Genomic DNA, 18488 nt, shown 5'->3' with positions numbered 1-18488 from the left:
TTCCAGCGTCTCCAGCAGTGCCGGATCGAAAGGTTTGCCGGCGGCCGCGTCGTCGATTGCGCGGCGGTACACCTGCGCGGTACGCGCGCAGTAGTAGAACGATTTGGTGCGGCCCTCAATTTTCAGCGAATGCACGCCCATCTGGCTCAGGCGTTCGACGTGCGCCACCGCGCGCAGATCTTTCGAGTTCATGATGTAGGTGCCGTGCTCATCTTCGAACGCGCTCATCACCTCGCCTGGCTTCATCTTCTCTTCCAGCAGGAATACCCGGTCGGTAGGCTGACCGACGCCGAGCGTCGCGGGCTGCACCGCAACCGGCTGATGGAAGCTAACGATGTTGCCGACCTCATCCTGCTGGCCTTCGGCCACGTTATATTCCCAGCGGCAGGCGTTGGTACAGGTGCCCTGATTGGGATCGCGCTTATTCAGATAGCCAGAGAGCAGGCAGCGGCCGGAGTAGGCCATGCACAGCGCGCCGTGAACAAAGATTTCAATCTCCATCTCCGGCACCTGCTGGCGAATTTCGGCGATCTCCTCCAGCGACAGCTCGCGCGACAGAATCACGCGCGTCAGCCCCATCTGCTGCCAGAACTTCACCGTGGCCCAGTTCACCGCGTTAGCCTGCACCGACAGGTGAATTGGCATCTGCGGGAAGGCGTCGCGCACCAGCATGATTAGGCCGGGATCGGACATGATCAGCGCATCCGGCTGCATTTCGATAACCGGCGTCAGATCGCGGATAAAGGTTTTCAGCTTGGCGTTGTGCGGGGCAATGTTTACCACCACGTAAAACTTCTTGCCGAGCGCGTGCGCCTCGCTGATGCCTTTAGCGAGGTTTTCATGGGTGAATTCGTTGTTGCGCACGCGCAGGCTGTAGCGCGGCTGGCCGGCATACACCGCGTCGGCGCCGTAGGCAAAGGCGTAACGCATATTTTTCAGCGTGCCTGCCGGCGAAAGCAGTTCGGGTTTAAGCATGGGGAGTTCTCACTGATGTCAGGTCAGCATGCCATCACGGATGGCACGTGCAGCGGCCGCGTCAGGCGGCCCTGCAAAAGGTGGGGAATTGTAGGCAGGGCGACTCCCGATGTAAATTGACCTGGATCAATCTAAGCGGTTACAGCAGGCGGCCAACATCCGCTTCCCAGCGATATCCCATGCCGTAAACGGCGCGAATAAACGGCTGTTCGGCATCAAGGTTCTCCAGCTTGCGCCGCAGGTTCTTGATGTGGCTATCAATGGTGCGATCGGTGACCACGCGATAGTCGTCATACAGATGGTTCAAAAGTTGCTCGCGCGAGAACACTTTGCCCGGCTCCAGCGCCAGCGTTTTCAGCAGGCGGAACTCGGCGGGCGTCAGCTCCAGCGGCTGTTCGCGCCAGCTGGCCTGGAAACGCCCTTCGTCGATCAGCAGATGCGAGGCCAGCTGCGCCTCTTCTGGCGAACGTTTCACCCGGCGCAGAATGGTTTTCACCCGCGCCACCACTTCACGCGGGCTGAAGGGTTTGCAGATATAGTCGTCAGCGCCAATCTCCAGCCCGAGCAGGCGATCAATCTCTTCCGTGCGTGCGGTCACCATGATAATCGGCAGCTCGGAGAAGCGGCGGATTTCCCGACACAGCGTCAGGCCGTCACGGCCCGGCAGCATCAAATCCAGCAGCATCAGGTCCGGCGGCGTTTGCTGCACGTAACTCAGTACCGCGTTGCCATCGGCGAGATGATGCGTGCGGTAGTTTGACGCCTGCAGATAATCAATCATCAGCTGCGCCAGTTTGGGTTCGTCTTCCACAACAAGAATCAGGGGATCGCTATTTTCCGTGCTCATAAAGGGTGTCTAGTGAGGAACATACGGCAAGTTTAGCGTGATTTTCAGCCCACCTAAATCAGAGTCGGCCGCATTAATGCTGCCGTCATGCGCCTCAACAATATTCTTGCAGATCGCCAGACCGAGCCCGGAGCCGCCGCTGGCGCGATTGCGCGAGCTTTCGGCGCGGAAGAAGCGCTCAAACAGCTGTGCCTGCTGCTGGCGCTCGACGCCCGGTGCGCTGTCGGCAAACTGCAGCTGCCACTGCTCGCCGCTGAGCTGCATGCTGAGCTGCACCGTGCCGCCGGCATCGGTGTAACGCAGGCTGTTTTCCAGCAGGTTAGTAAACAGCTGCATCAGCCGGTCCGGATCGCCAAAGCTGCTGGCCTGAGTCGGCAGCATCAGGCTGAGCGTCAAACCCCGGCTGCGATAGCGTTCGCCAAAACTGCCCGCCACCACCTCCAGCAGACTGACCAGATCCACCGGCTGTTTGCGGTAGGCGAGGGCGCCCGCATCGGAGAGCGACAGCTGGTGCAGGTCTTCCACCAGCTGGGTCAGCAGCGCGACTTCGCTCTGCAGCGAACTGATGGCGTCGGGCGTCAGCTTGCGCACGCCATCCTGCATCGCCTCCAGCTCACCGCGCAAAATCGCCAGCGGCGTACGCAGCTCATGGGAAATATCGGCCATAAAGGCGCGCCGGTTGCTCTCGTTTTTCTCCAGCGAGCGCGCCAGCTGGTTGAAGTCGCGCGCCAGCTGACCAATTTCGTCGCTGCTGCCGACCTCCACCCGGGTGGTAAATTTGCCCGCCGCCAGCTGATGGGTGCCGTCCACCAGCCGTTTCACCGGCGCCAGCAGGCCGCGCGCCAGCAGCCAGGTGACCAGTGCGGCCAGCAGCGTGGTGAGGCCGACAATCAGCCAGCTGGTCTGACGCTGCTGATGGTCAAAGTTGATATCGGTGCTGCGCGTCAGCCGCTCGGCGGGCGACGCAATCACCCAGCCAACAATCTTGCCGTTGCTGGTGGTGATATTGCGGCGCGAGCCTTCCGGCGGCACCGGCGAGCGCGGGCCGGACAATATTTTGTACTGCTGATCGATAATCCAGAACTGGGTGCGCCAGCCGTGCGGCGGCAGCTGAGTGCCGCTGCCGGGATTCTGTTCCAGCGAGCGCAGAATGGTGAAAATCAGCCGGTCGTTGTTACGCAAAAAATCCCAGCTACCGTGCTGTTCGTATTGATCGGCCAGCGCATCGCTCAGCAGCGTCAGGCGCTGCTCATTGCCCTTTTTGATGTAATCGACAAAGCCATGCTCAAAGCTGAGGCGCACGCCCCAGTGCATGGTGATGATCACCAGCATGCAGGTGGAAAAAATCGCCATAAACAGTTTGGCGCTGATGCCGAGTTTTACCGGCTGCTTCATCCTTTTCTCCTGCCTCTCAGGTCCACGTTTTTACTCACATCGGCGGGTACGCGCCAGAACACCAGCGCCGGCAGCGCAATCACCAGCGCCATGCACAAATAGGTGTACATAAAGGTTTGATGGGTCGCGGCGCTGTCGCTCACCGCGCCATGGCCGAAAGCGCCGAGCAGCAGACCGGCCACGGTGACGCCGATACTCATCGACAGCTGCATGATCATCGACAGCAGGCTGTTACCGCTCGAGGCCAGCTCGTCCGGCAGCTCTTTCAGCGTCAGGGTATTCATGGATGAGAAGCGGATGGCATTGACCATGCCCTGCAACAGCAGCACCACGGGCAGCAGCCAGATCCAGCCGAGCAGCGCCACCACGGGAAACAGCAGCACCACCAGCGCCAGCGCCAGCGTGCCGCCCACCAGCGCGTTACGATAGCCAAACAGATTTACGATGCGCACCACCACGCGTTTGATGCCCATGTTGCCCAGCACCATCGGGATCATCATCAGCCCGGCGTGGAACGGGCTAAAGCCGAGGCCCACCTGCAGAAAAATCGGCGTCATAAACGGCAGCATGCCGCTGCCGATGCGGCCGGTAAAGCTGCCGAGCAGGCCGATGGCGTAAATACGGTTATCAAACAGCTTCAGGCTAAACAGCGCGTTATCGTTGTTGCGACCGTGCATCAGGTAGAACAACAGGGAAAACACCCCCAGCAGAATCAGCAGGCACAGCAGCAGCGGTGAGCCGCCGGCGCTGCGCTGGCCGTCGAGCGCCAGCGTCAGCGTAGCCATGCCCACCGCCAGCAGCACAAAACCGAGGAAGTCAAAGCGTCGCGTCTGCATGGTGTAGTTCGGCATCAGCAGCAGCGTGGCAATGGCACCGATGATGCCGACCGGAATGTTAATCAGGAAGATCCAGTGCCAGCTGGCATACTCCACCAGAATGCCGCCCAGCGCCGGGCCGAGCAGCGGGCCAATCTGGCCGGGCAGGGTGACAAAGGTCATGGCCGACATGTACTGCTCACGCGGCACGATCTTCATCACCGTCAGCCGGCCGACCGGCACCATCATCGCGCCGCCAATGCCCTGGACCACGCGCGCCATCACCAGCTGGTCAAGTGACGTGGCGAAGGCACACAGCAGCGAACCGAGGCTGAACAGCACGATGGCGCAGAAGAAGATGTTGCGCACGCCAAAGCGGTCCGCCAGCCAGCCGCTGAGCGGCAGCGTGACCGCCACGGTGAGCACGTAGGAGACAATCACCGAGTGCATATGCAGCGGGCTGACGTTGAGATCGTGGGCCATCGCCGGTATCGCGGTGTTCACGATCGTGGTATCCAGCGTCTGCATAAAAAAGCCGAAGGCCACAATCCACAGTTGCCAGCGGACAGTGGCGGTTTGTGCGTTCATGCTCATCCCGTGTTAACAGTTTCATCAACCGCAGGTCGCGTAGCGGCGCGATTTATCGCGCGTTGAATTGCGCCGCTACGCTTAGTGCAGGTATGACGTTATGGCTCCGTTATCAACCGCGGCTGCTTTTTCCGACGGCGCAGTTTATCCATCATCAGGTACACCACCGGTGTGGTGTACAGCGTCAGCAGCTGGCTCATCACCAGCCCACCGGCAATGGTGATGCCCAGCGGCTGGCGCAGCTCCGCGCCGTCCCCGCTGGTCAGCACCAGCGGTAGCGCACCAAACAGCGCCGCCAGCGTGGTCATCAGAATCGGGCGGAAACGCAGCTGGCACGCCTGGAAAATGGCGTCGCGCGCCGACAGATTGCCGTTGCGCTCCGCCTCCAGCGCGAAATCCACCATCATGATGGCGTTCTTTTTCACGATACCGATCAGCAGCAGGATGCCGATCAGCGCAATCAGGCTGAACGGCGTATTAAACAGCTGCAGCGCCAGCAGCGCGCCGACGCCCGCCGAGGGCAGGGTAGAGAGAATCGTCAGGGGATGCACGTAGCTCTCATACAGAATGCCGAGCACGATATACACCGCAGCAATCGCCGCCAGCATCAGCCACAGCTGGTTCGACTGCGAATCCTGAAATACCTGCGCGGTACCGGCAAAGCTGCCGCGCACGCTGGACGGCACGCCAATCGCCGTGATGGTGCGGTCGATGGCCTCCGATGCCTGCGACAGCGAGACCCCTTCTGGCAGGTTAAACGAGATGGTCGAGGCCGCCGACAGCCCCTGATGGTTGACCGAAAGCGGCGCGTTGGCCGGCTGCCATTTGGCAAACCAGCTCAGCGGAATCGCTTTGCCGTCGCTGTTGATCACGAACATCTGATCCAGCGCGCTGACATCCTGGGTATAGCGCGGATCCACCTCCATCACCACTTTGTACTGATTCAGCGGCTGGTAGATGGTCGAGATTTGCCGCTGGCCGAAGGCGTTATTCAGCAGCGCATTGGCCGCTGACACGTCGATGCCGAGGCGCGCCATACTTTCGCGATCGTAAGTCAGCGCCATTTCGCTGCCGTTGTCCTGCTGATCCGAGTTCACATCGGCCAGCTCTGGCAGCGCGGCAAACGCCTGGCGGATTTTCGGCTCCCACTCACGTAAATCGGCGAGGTTATCCGATAGCAGGCTGTACTGGTAGCTGGCGTTCGATTCGCGTCCGCCGACGCGAATATCCTGCACCGCATTGAGGTAGAGGTTGGCACCCGGTTCTTTCGCCAGCTTCACACGCAGGCGGGCGATCACTTCCTGCGCGCTTTCGCTGCGTTCTGACAGCGGCTTGAGTGACACAAACATCGAGCCGCTGTTGGTGCGCGAGCCGCCGGTGAAGCCGGTGACGTTATCGACCGCCGGGTCAGCCTTGATGATGTTCATGAAATCCTGCAGCTTGCCGCGCATCGCCTGAAACGAAATGCTCTGATCGGCGGAGATAAAGCCGTTGAGACGGCCGGTATCCTGCTCGGGCATAAAGGTTTTCGGGATGGCGATAAACAGCCAGATGGTCAGCCCGACGGTGCCGAGCAGCAGCAACAGCACCCAGATCGCGTGGTTCAGCACCCAGCCCAGCGAGCGCGCATAGCCCTGCTGCACCGCCAGCAGCACGCGGCCAAATCCGCGCGTGCGCGGCTGGCTGCGCTTCGCCTGCGGTTTCAGCAGATACGCGCACATCATCGGCGTCAGGGTGATGGAGATAAACAGCGAGATGAGAATCGCCACCGACAGCGTGATGGCAAACTCCGAGAAGAAGCGGCCAATAATACCGCCAATCATCAGCAGCGGCAGGAACACCGCAATCAGCGACAGGCTCATCGACAGCACGGTAAAGCCCACCTCGCGCACCCCGGTGAGTGCCGCCTGCAGTGGCTTCATGCCGGCTTCGACGTGACGCGCGATGTTCTCCAGCACCACGATGGCGTCATCCACTACAAAGCCGGTGGCGATGGTCAGCGCCATCAGCGACAGGTTATTCAGGCTGAAACCGCACAGGTACATGGCGGCGAAGGTACCAATCAGCGATACCGGTACCGCCGCCGCCGGAATTAGCGTGGCGCGGCCGTCGCGCAGGAAGAAAAACACCACCAGAATTACCAGCGCCACGGCGATCACTAGGGACTGCTCCACTTCGTGCAGCGAGGCGCGGATGGTGGGCGAGCGGTCCTGGGCGATTTGCAGGTCGATAGCCGCCGGGATCACCTCATGCAGCTCCGGCATTTCCGCCCGAATGCGGTCGACGGTATCGATAATGTTGGCGTCCGGCGACTTGCGCACCACCAGCAGCACCGCTGGTTTACCGTTGGTCATCCCGGCGTTGCGCACGTCCTGTACCGAATCCTGCACGTTCGCCACATCGCTCAGCCGCACCGCCGCGCCGTTGTTGTAGTGCACCACCAGCGGCTGGTAGACGCTGGCGGTTTGCAGCTCATCGTTGGTCCGCACCTGCCAGCGCTGCTGGGTATCGTCGATGGCGCCCTGCGGACGGCGCTGGTTGGCGTTGCTGATGGCGGTGCGCACCGCATCCAGCGACACGCCCTGATTAAACAGCGCCTGCGGATTGAGGTCGACGCGCACCGCCGGCAGCGAACTGCCGCCTACCGTGACATCGCCAACGCCATCAATCTGCGACAGCTTCTGTGCCAGTTGCGTCGACGCGTAATCATACAGCTGACCGGGATTATAAATTTCCGAGGTCATGGTGAGGATCATGATCGGCGCATCGGACGGGTTGGCTTTGCGGTAGGTTGGGCGATTGGGCATGCCGGTCGGCAGCAGGCTCTGGGCGGCGTTGATCGCCGCCTGCACGTCGCGCGCCGCGCCGTTGATGTCGCGGTCGAAATCAAACACCAGGATGATGCGCGTGCTGCCCAGCGAGCTGGTGGACGTCATTTCACTGACGCCGGCGATGCGCCCCAGCGAGCGCTCCAGCGGCGTGGCGACCGAGGCTGCCATGGTTTCCGGCGACGCGCCGGGCAGCGAGGCCGAGATCAGAATCACCGGGAAATCCAGCTGCGGCAGCGGCGCCACCGGCAGCAGACGGAAGCCGAGAATGCCCGCCAGCGCAATCGCCAGCGTCAGCAGTGTGGTGGCAACCGGCCGATGGATAAACAGGGCGAAAAACTTCACGACTGCGCCTCCGTGCCTTTCAGACGCCGGCGCGTGGCATGGGCAAGGCGATCAAACAGCAGATAGATCACCGGAGTGGTAAACAGCGTCAGCACCTGGCTCACCAGCAGGCCACCGACAATCACCAGCCCGAGCGGCTGACGCAATTCGGCACCGGAGCCGGAGGCCAGCATCAGCGGCAGCGCCCCGAGCAGCGCCGCCATGGTGGTCATCAGAATCGGCCGGAAGCGCAGCAGACAGGCCTGATGGATCGCTTCGCGCGGCGTCATTTGCTGCTTATGCTGCGCCTCCAGCGCGAAGTCGATCATCATAATGGCGTTCTTTTTAACGATGCCAATCAGCAGAATGACGCCAATCAGCGCGATCAGGCTGAATTCGCTGCCCGCCAGCATCAGCGTCAGCAGCGCCCCAACCGCCGCCGACGGCAGCGTGGAGAGAATGGTCACCGGATGAATAAAGCTTTCATACAGAATGCCCAGCACCACGTACATGGTGATCAGCGCCGCCAGAATCAGCCACAGCGTGTTGCCGGTGGCACTCTGAAACGCCGCGGTTTCACCCTGATAGCGCAGCGTTATGCTGGCGGGCAGTTTAAGCTGCTGCGTGACCTGCGCAATCGCCCGCTGCCCCTCCTCCAGCGAATAACCGGGGTTAAGATTGAACGACACCATCACCGCCGGGAACTGATTCAGGCGCATGTGCATCAGCGCCCCGGTCCGCGCATGCACGCTGGCGATGGCGGTGAGTTTCACCATGCCGGTGGTGGTGGTCTCACTGTCGCTGTCGCTGCTGGTTGATGCGCTGCTGCTCACCGGCAGATAAACGTCATCAAATGACGCCGGCGACTGCTGATACTGGGGCGCCACTTCCAGCACCACGCGATACTGGTTCGCCTGGGTAAAAATGGTGGAAACCAGCCGCTGACCAAAGCTGTTGTACAGCGCGGTATCGACGTCAGCTGCCGTGATGCCGTAGCGCGCCGCTTTATCGCGATTCAGCTCCACATAGGCCACGCGCCCCTGATCCTGCAGGTTGCTGACCACGCCATTAAACTCCGGGCGCTGCTGCAGCGCAGCTATCAGCTGCGGCGTCCAGCGCACCAGGTTTTCGCTGTCGGCATCATCAAGGGTGAACTGGTACTGGCTCGGCGTCACCTGATCGTTGACCGTCAGGTCCTGTGCTGGCTGCAGATAAAGCTGAATGCCGGCGACCCGGCGCGCCGCCTGCTGTAGCTGCGCAATCACCTCATCGGCTTTGACGTCGCGCTGGTCAAACGCTTTCAGGTTGATCTGCAGGCGCCCGCTATTGAGGCTGGTGTTATTGCCGTCGATACCAATGGTTGAGGACACACTCTCGACCGCCGGATTTTGCAGGATCACCGTTGCCAGCGCCTGCTGACGCTGCGCCATCGCCGTGAAGGAGACATCCTGCGACGCCACGGTCACCCCCTGAATCAGCCCGGTATCCTGGGTGGGAAAGAACCCTTTCGGGATGGCAAGATACAGCAGCGCGGTGAGTGCAAAGGTTGCCAGCGCCACCAGCAGCGTCAGCTTCTGGTGGTTGAGCACCACGCTGAGCAGGCGGTCATAGCCGCGGACCAGTTTGTCAAACAGCTCGCCGCCTTTGCGCGCAAAGCGTGACTGCTGCGCCTCAGGAATATGCCTTAACAGCCAGGCACACAGCATCGGCGTCAGCGTCAGCGACACCACCATCGACACCAGAATCGACACGGCCAGGGTAATGGCGAATTCGCGGAACAGCCGTCCGACCACATCGCCCATAAACAGCAGCGGAATCAGGACCGCAATCAGGGAAAACGTGAGGGAAATGATGGTGAAGCCAATCTGCTGCGAGCCTTTCAGCGCCGCCTGCATCGGCGTTTCGCCCTGCTCCAGCCGGCGCGAAATGTTCTCCACCACCACAATCGCGTCATCAATGACAAATCCGGTGGCGATGGTCAGCGCCATCAGCGACAGGTTGTTGAGGCTGAAATCGGCGAGATACATCACGCCAAAGGTGCCAATCAGCGACAGCGGTACTGCCACGCTGGGAATCAGCGTCGCCGCCACGTTGCGCAGAAACAGGAAGGTCACCATCACCACCAGTGCGATCGACAGCATCAGTTCAAACTGTACGTCGCTGATTGAGGCGCGGATGGTCTGCGTGCGATCGGCGAGCACACGCATTTTCACGCCATCCGGCAGCGCCGCCTGCAGCACGGGCAGCTGCTTTTTAATGCTATCCACCACCTGAATGACGTTGGCGCCGGGCTGGCGCTGCACGCTGATGACAATCGCCGGACGGTCATTGGCCCACGCCGACTGAAAGCGATTCTCCGGCCCCTGTTCGATATGGGCGATATCTTTCAGCCGCAGCGCCGCACCATTCTGCCAGGTGAGAATCAGATTGCCGTATTCAGCTGCGGTGCGCAGCTGGTCGTTGGCGTCGATGGTCACCGAGTGATATTTGCCGTCGAAGCCGCCTTTCGAACCGTTGACGTTGCTGTTGGCGATCAGCGTATTGACGTCTTCAAGCGACAGCTTGTGCGCCGCCAGCGCTTTTGGATCCATCTGCACGCGAATCGCCGGCTGATTGCCGCCCGCCAGGGTCACCATCCCCACACCATTGATTTGCGACAGCTTCAGCGCCACGCGCGTGTTCACCAGATCCTGCACCTCCGTCAGCGGCAGCGTGTCGGAACTGGCGGCCAGCGTGATCACCGCACTGTCGGCCGGATTGACCTTTTTATACGTCGGCGGATTGGGCAGATCGTCCGGTAGCAGATTATTCGCCGCGTTGATTGCCGCCTGGACTTCCTGTTCGGCGACGTCAAGCGACAGATCGAGGCTGAACTTCAGGGTGATAATCGATGACCCGCCCGAGCTGGCAGACGTCATCTGGCTAAGACCGGCCATCTGACCGAGCTGACGCTCCAGCGGCGAGGTCACGGACGAGGCCATGACGTCCGGGCTGGCGCCAGGATAAAGGGTGGTAACCTGAATGGTCGGATAATCCACCTGCGGCAGCGCCGAGGTGGAGAGAAAGCGATAAGCGAACAGGCCGGCGATCAGCACGCCGATCATCAGCAGAATCGTCGCCACCGGGCGCAGGATAAACAGACGAGACGGATTCATGGCTGGGTACTTTTGCTGTCGTCAGCCAGCTGAACTTTGCTGCCGTTGGTCAGACGATCGATCCCCTCAGTCACCAGACGATCGCCCGGTGCCACGCCCTGCAGGATCGCCTGACGATCTTCCCCCAGTGCCGGTCCGGTGGTGACCGCTTTGCGCGTCACGCTATTGTCTTTGTTGATAATAAACACAAAGCTCCCGTCGCTGCTCAGCTGCAGCGCCTGCGCCGGGATCACCGTCGCGTTTTTCAGCGTGCCGGTTTGCAGACGCAGATTAACGAACTGGTTGGCAAACAGCGCTTCGTCTTCGTTAGGAAAGCTGGCTTTCAGTTCGATGGTGCCGGTGCTGGTATCGATCTGATTGCTGATGTATTTCACCTCACCCTGCGCCAGTATGGTGCTGTTGTCCTGATCGAAGGCCGTCGCGGGCAGGCTCTGGCCGTTGCGCAGTGCGCGCGTCAGCTGCGCGATGTAGCTCTGCGGCACGCTGAACGTCACCGCGGCAGGCTGCATTTGCGTCACCACCACAATGCCGGTGGTGTCGCTGGTCTGCACCATATTGCCGGGATCGACCAGCCGCAGGCCCACGCGGCCGCTGATCGGCGAGGTGATGCGGGCATACTCAATATCCAGTTTTGCGCTGGCGATTTGCGCCTGATCCGCCGCCACCGCGCCCTGATACTGGCCGACGGTAGCAATCTGGCTATCCAGATCCTGGCGCGACAGCGAGTCCTGCGCTGCCAGCTTTTTGTAGCGTGCCAGCGTCAGTTGCGCACTGTGCAGCAGCGCCTGGTTCTGGCTGAGATCGCCCTGATACTGCGCCAGCGTCGCCTGATAACTGCGCGGATCGATCTGCGCCAGCAGCTGACCGGCGCTGACTTTCTGCCCTTCAGTAAAGAACACCTGCTGCAACTGCCCGGCCACGCGGCTGGTGACGGTGACGCTGGCGTTGGGGATCACCGTGCCGAGCGCATTCAGGTACACCGGCACGTCGGCCGTCGCGGCAACGCCGCTGTGCACCAGCGTTGCCGGGCCGCTCATTGGCGCCGCGCCGCGATGACCGCCTGGCGGCAGGTCGCCGGGTGCTGCGCCCCGCTTGCCGCCTGCCACACGCCAGATCACGCCGGCCGCGATCAGCAGCACCAGCAACACAAGCAGCCATTTCAGCCAGCGGGAGAAACCAGAACGGGAAGCATGGATAGTCATCAGCGTCTTCAGATCAGCAAAAGTGTGGGTAAAAACCCCGGTAAGCAGGGGATTATTTCAGCGAAAATCATCACGACGCGCATTATCGGCGGATCGCCAGAACGTTTTCTATACGCAAACCGTAAGCGTTTCGTTAAGAGATGCAGGATTTAAACCGCGCCCGGCAGCGGCCGGTGATGGCGCGCGCAGGCGCTATAAACGGGAGAGGAGGACAACTTACAGGCAAAAAAAACCCACGCATCCGCGTGGGTCGGTGCAACCGAACAGGGTGAATACCACAAGGGTATCGCTGCCGCAGCAGCCGATCTTCACACCAATCAATACCTCTGGGACCTTTATCGTCGCGCAATGGCGGCACGGATAACAGCCGCAAATCGCAACGGAGTTCGGCGAAATGCAACGAGGTGTGAAAAGCTCGACTGCGCGTTTACATCCTGATTTCGTTAAGATTTATCTGATGCCGGTTTACTGTAAATCGCGTCGGGTGCCACGTTCATGTGTTTCAGCACCGGCCCCATGATGTTGCCGAATACCGGCGCGGCCACCGAGCCGCCAAAGTGATCGCCGGCAGTAGGATGGTTAATCATCACCACCAGCGCCACTTCCGGATGGCTGGCCGGCGCGATGCCGGCGGTGTAGTTGACATAGCCGCCGTCATATTTGCCGCTGCTGCCCATCTTCTCCGCGGTACCGGTTTTGGTCGCTAGCCGGTAGCCCGGAACCGCCGCTTTCACCCCGGTACCGCCCGGCAGCACGTCACTCTCCAGCATGTGCACCACGGTTTGCACGATCTGTGGATCCGCCACCTGCCTGCCCAGCACCGGTGGCGTCACTTTGGTGATCGACAGCGGGCGATAGACGCCATACGAACCGAGCGTGGCGTATTCACGCGCAATCTGCAGCGGCGTTACGCGCAGACCGTAACCGAACGAAAAGGTGGCGCGCTCAATGTCCGCCCAGCGCTGGCGATGCAGCGGGAAGTAGCCCACGCTCTCACCGGTCAGCCCCAGCCCGGTCGGCTTGCCGAGTCCAAAAGCCTGGTAGGTGTTCACCAGCGCTTCCGCCGGCATCGCCAGCGCGATGTGCGACACGCCGATGTCGCTGGATTTCTGCAAAATGCCGGTCATGGTCAGCCGCGGCCAGTGGCCGACATCACGGATCAGGTGGCCGTTGACGCTGTAGGGCGTGGTGTCGATCACCGAATCGGGGCGCACCAGATGACGCTGCAGCCCTTCCATCACCACCAGCGGCTTCACCGTCGAACCGGGCTCGTAGCTGTCGTTGATGGCGGTATTGCGCATTTGCGCCGGCGTGGCGTTGTCATAATTGTTGGGGTTGAACGACGGATAAGACGCCATAGCGAGGATTTCGCCGGTGTCGATCTTCACCAGCACCGCCGCGCCCGAATCGGCCTTGTTGAGCAGCACGCCGTCGCGCAGCTTGCTGTACAGCGTAAACTGGTCAAACTTATCGATGCTGAGCTGCACCGTCGGCGGCTGCTTCGGCGGCTCGTAATCGATCATCGCAATAATGTTGCCGTCCCCGTCCTGGCGATACACCTCTTTACCCGGCTCGCCCTGCAGTACCCGGTCAAAGCCCTTCTCCAGCCCGTTAAGCCCGTTGTTGTCCGCCCCGACGATGCCAATCAGCGGCGCCGCGGCTTCACTCATCGGATAAAAACGGCTGTCGTCATACACCGAACTGATGCCTTTCAGATGCAGCTCAGCAATATCTTTGGCAATGCCCAGCTCGATTTTGCGCCCGAGATAGAGGAAGCGCTTTTTCGGATTGGCGGTGATCTGTGTGCGCAGCTCGTCCGGTCGCAGATTCAGCGCCGCCGCCAGATAGCTCCATTTGGCGCTGGTGAAATCGGGATTGGCCTCCAGCACGCGCAGCGGATCGGCGATGATATCGCGCGATGGCACGCTGAGCGCCAGCGCCTGGCCGTCGCGGTCGAGCAGCGTGCCGCGGTTGGTCGGCAGCGTCACGGTCCGCAGCGAGCGCTGGTCGGCCTCGTGCTCCAGCATCGGATGATTGATCAGCTGCAAATCGCCGACGCGCGCCAGCAGCAGGCCCATGCAGCCTAATACGCCCAGACAAATCAGACGAAAACGAAACGGGTTAAACGGGGCTTTAATCTGGTCTTTTCCCAGAAATTTTTTAATCGGGGGCATGGCGATCCGCTGCGATAAAAGATGAATCCAAAGGGGTTAGCTGCAGTTATAAAGAAAGGTAAAGCGAGTTGACAGGAAAACAATGTATCAGTTCGTTTATGCCCGATTGAGGTCATCGTAACGGGACGCGTCACACCGGCAGATCGCAGGCAAAAAAAACCTGCGCATCTGCGCAGGTCGGTGTAATCAAGAAAACTGTTGATGTTCACCCATCAATACCTCTGGGACCCTGACTGTAGCAAGTTGCTCAGCGCAGAAACTATCACTCAAACGCAACAGTTACCGGCAAAATGTAACCAGCGGTGAGATTGTTAGCCGATTGTGCAACTGGCGTGTTTTTTGATTTCCACCAGGCAGCTCATGGCGTTCGGGCCCTGAGTTAACGACGAGGTCCCGATGTCGAGCGTCAGCACGTTAGGGTTGCCGGCGCGGTCCCACGGCTGCCACGCTTTGCCAAAACCGGGATCGAACCAGGCACCGGTGGCGATGATCACCACGCCGGGCGTCAGGCCGTCCGTCAGGCGAACGCCAGCCAGCATACGGCCACGCGCGTTGCTCACTTCAATCTCATCGCCGTCACTGATACCGCGCGCGGCGGCGTCGTCAACGTGCATATACAGCGTTTCGTGACCGGCAGTTTTGCCGGCCTGCACCGTGGCGGTGGCATCCAGCTGGCTGTGCAGGCGATCCGCAGGCTGCACCGAAATCATGTGCAGCGGGAACTGCGCGCTGAGCGCTGCGCCAAGCCACTCCTGCGGCGCGCGCCACTCCGGATGCCCGGCGAAATCCGCCAGCTGGTAATCGGCGATGGTCTGGCAAAACAGCTCAATTTTGCCGCTGGCGGTGTGAATCGGATGCGCCTGCGGATCAGCGCGGAAATCATCCATAAACACGTACGGCTTGCCGCCCTGCGGAATCTCAACAAAACCGCGCTGCCAGAATGCCTCAAACTCCGGGAACGCGATGTCCAGCTGCGCATGCGCCTGCGCGCACTGCTGGTAAAGATGCTCTATCCACTGCATCTCGTTGCGTCCTTCGGTAAAGTGATCGCGGTAGCCAAGGCGATCGGCCAGATCGGCAAAAATATCAAAGTCGTTACGCGCCTGATGCTGCGGTTTAATTGCCTGGTGCATCGCCAGCACGAAGCGGTCACGCGAGGAGCCGCCAATGTCGTTGCGCTCCAGCGTGGTGGTGGCCGGCAGCACGATGTCCGCCATCTGCGCCGCGGGCGTCCAGACGATATCCTGCACGATGACCGTATCCGGACGCTGCCAGCCCTCGACCAGCCGGTTGAGCTGCTGGTGATGATGGAACGGATTGCCGCCTGCCCAGTGCACCAGGTGAATGTCGGGATAGTGCAGCGTCTCGCCCTGAAACGCATACGGCTGGCCGGGATTGAGCAGCATGTCGCTGATGCGCGCCACCGGGATCGACAGGTTCGCCGGATTCGGGCCGGTGCTCATCAGCGGCGCCGGGCCTTCCTGGCGCGGATTGCCGACGCTGTTCATTGAACCATGGCCAAAAGAGAAGCCGCCGCCCGGCAGTCCCGGCTGGCCCAGCATCGACGAGAGCGCAATCATCATCCAGTACGGCTGCTCGCCGCGATGGGCGCGCTGCACCGCATAAGCACAGGTGATAAAGCTGCGTTTGCCCGCCAGCTGCTGCGCCAGCAGTGCGATACGCGCTGCCGGGATGCCGGTTATCGCACTGGCCCACGCGGGCGTTTTCGCCACGCCGTCGCTTTCGCCCAGCAGATAGGCACGCAGCTGCGGCCAGCCGGTGCAGTGGCTGGCGAGGAAAGCCTCATCGATCGCGTTCCGGCGGGTAATTTCATAGCCGAGCGCCAGCATCAGCGCCACGTCGGTGTTCGGGCGAATCGGAATCCACTCGGCGTTAACGAATGCCGGGCAGTCATCGCGCATCGGGCTGATGTTAATGATCGGCGTGCCTTTGGCGCTCAGCTGCTGCAGCGCCGGTTTCAGGCTGTGCTCGCCGGCGCCGCCGGAGGCCACCTGCGCATTTTTCAGCGCCAGGCCGCCAAAGGCGACGAAAATTTCTGCATGCTCCACCACCTGCGGCCAGTCGGTGACGCGGCCGGTGAGCGGCATATAAGTGCCAATCACGTACGGCAGAAAGAACTGTGCCGCGCCCCAGCTGTAGTTACCCTGCTGATCAACGCCACCGCCGCCCTGGAAATAGAAGCGACGAATCAGGGTGCGCGCGTGGTTAACGCGACCGGCTGATGACCAGCCGTACGAACCGTTGAAAATGCCGGAAGCGCCGTAGCGGTCGCGCACCCGGCGGTTCTCTTCCGCCACCAGATCGAGCGCGGTGTCCCAGTCCACGGCGACAAAATCTTCCCGGCCGCGCAGCGTGCGATCGCTGTTTTCACGCGACTTCAGCCACGAACGGCGCACCATCGGCTGACGGATGCGTTTATCCGAGTACACCAGTTCAGGGAGAGTGTGGATCATCGGGGAAGGATCGGCATCGGCGAAGAAAGGTTCGCAGGCAATCAGGCGCTGATTTTCGGTGACGGCGGTAAACGCGCCCCAGTGCGCAAGGTGCGGCACACGAGTTTTCATGGTTATGGGTCCGGCAGGCAGGTGTGATTCAGGCTGGCAGCATAGCACGGTGCCGTTACCGGGCTAAAGCCTCACCGTGAGCGTCTGATTTTCCGCACTTTTGCGACAGCGCTGACATTCTGGCGGGTTGCGGCTGCCGGGCTTTTCCGTAACACTGAGAGCATGTGTAAACGTTTTCCCGGATGTCGACCATTGCATGGCTACTATTAAGGATGTTGCCCGCATGGCGGGGGTGTCGGTCGCGACCGTGTCCCGCGTCATCAATAATTCGCCCAAAGCCAGCGAGAGTTCGCGCCTCGCCGTTACCCAGGCCATGGAACAGCTGCAGTATCACCCGAACGCCAATGCCCGCGCGCTGGCGCAGCAATCCACCGAAACGCTCGGGCTGGTGGTAGGCGATGTGTCAGACCCGTTTTTTGGCGCGATGGTGAAAGCGGTTGATGAAGTCGCCGGGCAAACCGGCAACTTTTTGCTGATTGGTAACGGTTACCATAATGAGCAGAAAGAGCGTCAGGCGATTGAACAGCTGATGCGCCATCGCTGTGCCGCCCTGGTGGTGCACGCAAAAAAAATTCCCGATGACGATTTAGAGCTGCTGATGAAGCAGGTGCCAGGCATGGTGCTGCTGAACCGGCTGCTGCAGGGGTTTGAGTCACGCTGCATTGCGCTGGATGACCGCTACGGCGCCTGGCTGGCCACGCGCCACCTGATTCAGCAGGGTCATACGCAGATCGCCTTTATCTGCTCGACGCACACCATTTCTGACGCCGAAGATCGGCTGCAGGGCTATTACGATGCGCTGAAGGAGCACGGTCTGCCGTGCAACGACCGGCTGGTGGCGTGGGGAGAACCGGATGAGGTCGGTGGCGAGCAGGCAATGACGGAACTGCTCGGACGCGGCAAGCAGGTGAGCGCGGTGGCGTGCTACAACGATTCGATGGCCGCCGGTGCGCTGGCGGTGCTGAGCGATAACGGCATTCGCGTGCCGGAAGAGATGTCGCTGATTGGCTTTGATGATGTGCTGGTGTCGCGCTACGTGCGTCCGCGCCTGACCACGGTGCGCTATCCGATTGTGACCATGGCGCAGCAGGCCGCGCAGCTGGCGCTGGCGCTGGCCAACGGCACCGCGCTGCCGGAGGTGACCAATATGTTTAGCCCGACGCTGGTCAGGCGGCATTCGGTGGGTGGACCGGGTTAGGGTGCGGGCTTTCCCTCACCCTAACCCTCTCCCTGAGGGAGAGGGAACGTTCCAGAGCGCGCGGCAAGGAGAGCGCGGTCAGCCCCCTCTCCCGCTTGTGTACAGTCCGGGGACATCGTGAACACTTGTTCGGGGACATGGTAGACACTTACAACTAAGGCATAAGAACCCGTTTATGGAGTCGCTTATGCCCTGGGATGCGAGAGATACCATGTCATTACGTACTGAGTTTGTTCTGTTCGCCTCGCAAGACGGGGCGAACATCCGCGAGCTGTGCCGCCGCTACGGCATATCTCCCGCCACCGGCTACAAGTGGCTTCGCCGCTGGGATGAGGAAGGACCGTCCGGCCTTCAGGACCGCTCCCGCGCGCCCCGTCACTCACCCAACCGCTCATCTGACGA

Annotated in this window: 11 protein-coding genes; 2 read left to right on the top strand and 9 right to left on the bottom strand. The window is 61.1% G+C overall.

The annotated features are described in order from the left end of the window. From yegQ to ERD80_RS15315, 9 genes are all read right to left on the bottom strand, one after another. Nucleotides 1-975 (bottom strand): tRNA 5-hydroxyuridine modification protein YegQ (yegQ, locus tag ERD80_RS15355; protein ID WP_136547514.1); only part of this gene is annotated, 975 nt, incomplete at its 3' end. A gap of 139 nt (nucleotides 976-1114) precedes the next feature. Further along, nucleotides 1115-1822 carry a two-component system response regulator BaeR gene (gene baeR, locus ERD80_RS15350; protein ID WP_031280058.1) on the bottom strand — a complete coding sequence of 236 codons (708 nt, stop codon included), beginning with the start codon at nucleotides 1820-1822 and terminating at the stop codon, nucleotides 1115-1117. Nucleotides 1823-1831: 9 nt separating this feature from the next. Further along, nucleotides 1832-3217: a two-component system sensor histidine kinase BaeS gene (gene baeS, locus ERD80_RS15345; protein ID WP_136547513.1), complete on the bottom strand. Its 1386-nt coding sequence runs from the start codon at nucleotides 3215-3217 to the stop codon at nucleotides 1832-1834. After that, nucleotides 3214-4620 (bottom strand): multidrug transporter subunit MdtD, encoded by a 1407-nt coding sequence (gene mdtD / locus ERD80_RS15340; RefSeq protein WP_031280060.1) that lies wholly within the window; start codon nucleotides 4618-4620, stop codon nucleotides 3214-3216. Before mdtD ends, baeS begins: the two co-directional genes overlap by 4 nt. Nucleotides 4621-4718: 98 nt before the next feature. Then, nucleotides 4719-7793, bottom strand: a complete 3075-nt coding sequence (mdtC, locus tag ERD80_RS15335) for a multidrug efflux RND transporter permease subunit MdtC (RefSeq protein ID WP_136547511.1) — start codon at nucleotides 7791-7793, stop codon at nucleotides 4719-4721. Continuing rightward, nucleotides 7790-10927, bottom strand: a complete 3138-nt coding sequence (locus tag ERD80_RS15330; RefSeq protein ID WP_136547509.1) for an MdtB/MuxB family multidrug efflux RND transporter permease subunit — start codon at nucleotides 10925-10927, stop codon at nucleotides 7790-7792. The genes mdtC and ERD80_RS15330 overlap by 4 nt, the downstream gene beginning before the upstream one ends. Next, nucleotides 10924-12129, bottom strand: a complete 1206-nt coding sequence (locus ERD80_RS15325; protein WP_104093667.1) for an MdtA/MuxA family multidrug efflux RND transporter periplasmic adaptor subunit — start codon at nucleotides 12127-12129, stop codon at nucleotides 10924-10926. The genes ERD80_RS15330 and ERD80_RS15325 overlap by 4 nt, the downstream gene beginning before the upstream one ends. Before the next feature lie 443 nt (nucleotides 12130-12572). Beyond that, nucleotides 12573-14303 (bottom strand): penicillin-binding transpeptidase domain-containing protein, encoded by a 1731-nt coding sequence (locus ERD80_RS15320; protein WP_058757072.1) that lies wholly within the window; start codon nucleotides 14301-14303, stop codon nucleotides 12573-12575. A gap of 311 nt (nucleotides 14304-14614) precedes the next feature. Then, nucleotides 14615-16888, bottom strand: a complete 2274-nt coding sequence (locus ERD80_RS15315; RefSeq protein WP_058780293.1) for a molybdopterin-dependent oxidoreductase — start codon at nucleotides 16886-16888, stop codon at nucleotides 14615-14617. Between the two features lie 196 nt (nucleotides 16889-17084). Between ERD80_RS15315 and galR the strand changes: the two genes are divergently transcribed. After that, the gene (gene galR / locus ERD80_RS15310) at nucleotides 17085-18086 is read left to right on the top strand and encodes an HTH-type transcriptional regulator GalR (RefSeq protein ID WP_031279486.1); all 1002 of its coding nucleotides are present in this window, start codon (nucleotides 17085-17087) and stop codon (nucleotides 18084-18086) included. 175 nt (nucleotides 18087-18261) lie between these two features. Continuing rightward, nucleotides 18262-18488, top strand: a 227-nt coding sequence (locus ERD80_RS15305; RefSeq protein ID WP_136547507.1) for a helix-turn-helix domain-containing protein, incomplete at its 3' end; no start/stop codon positions are given.

The organism is Pantoea sp. R102 (assembly GCF_004916815.1).
GTDB lineage: Bacteria > Pseudomonadota > Gammaproteobacteria > Enterobacterales > Enterobacteriaceae > Pantoea > Pantoea dispersa.
The sequence above is the reverse complement of the archived record's forward strand: the minus strand, read 5'-3'. Positions and strand labels throughout refer to the sequence as shown.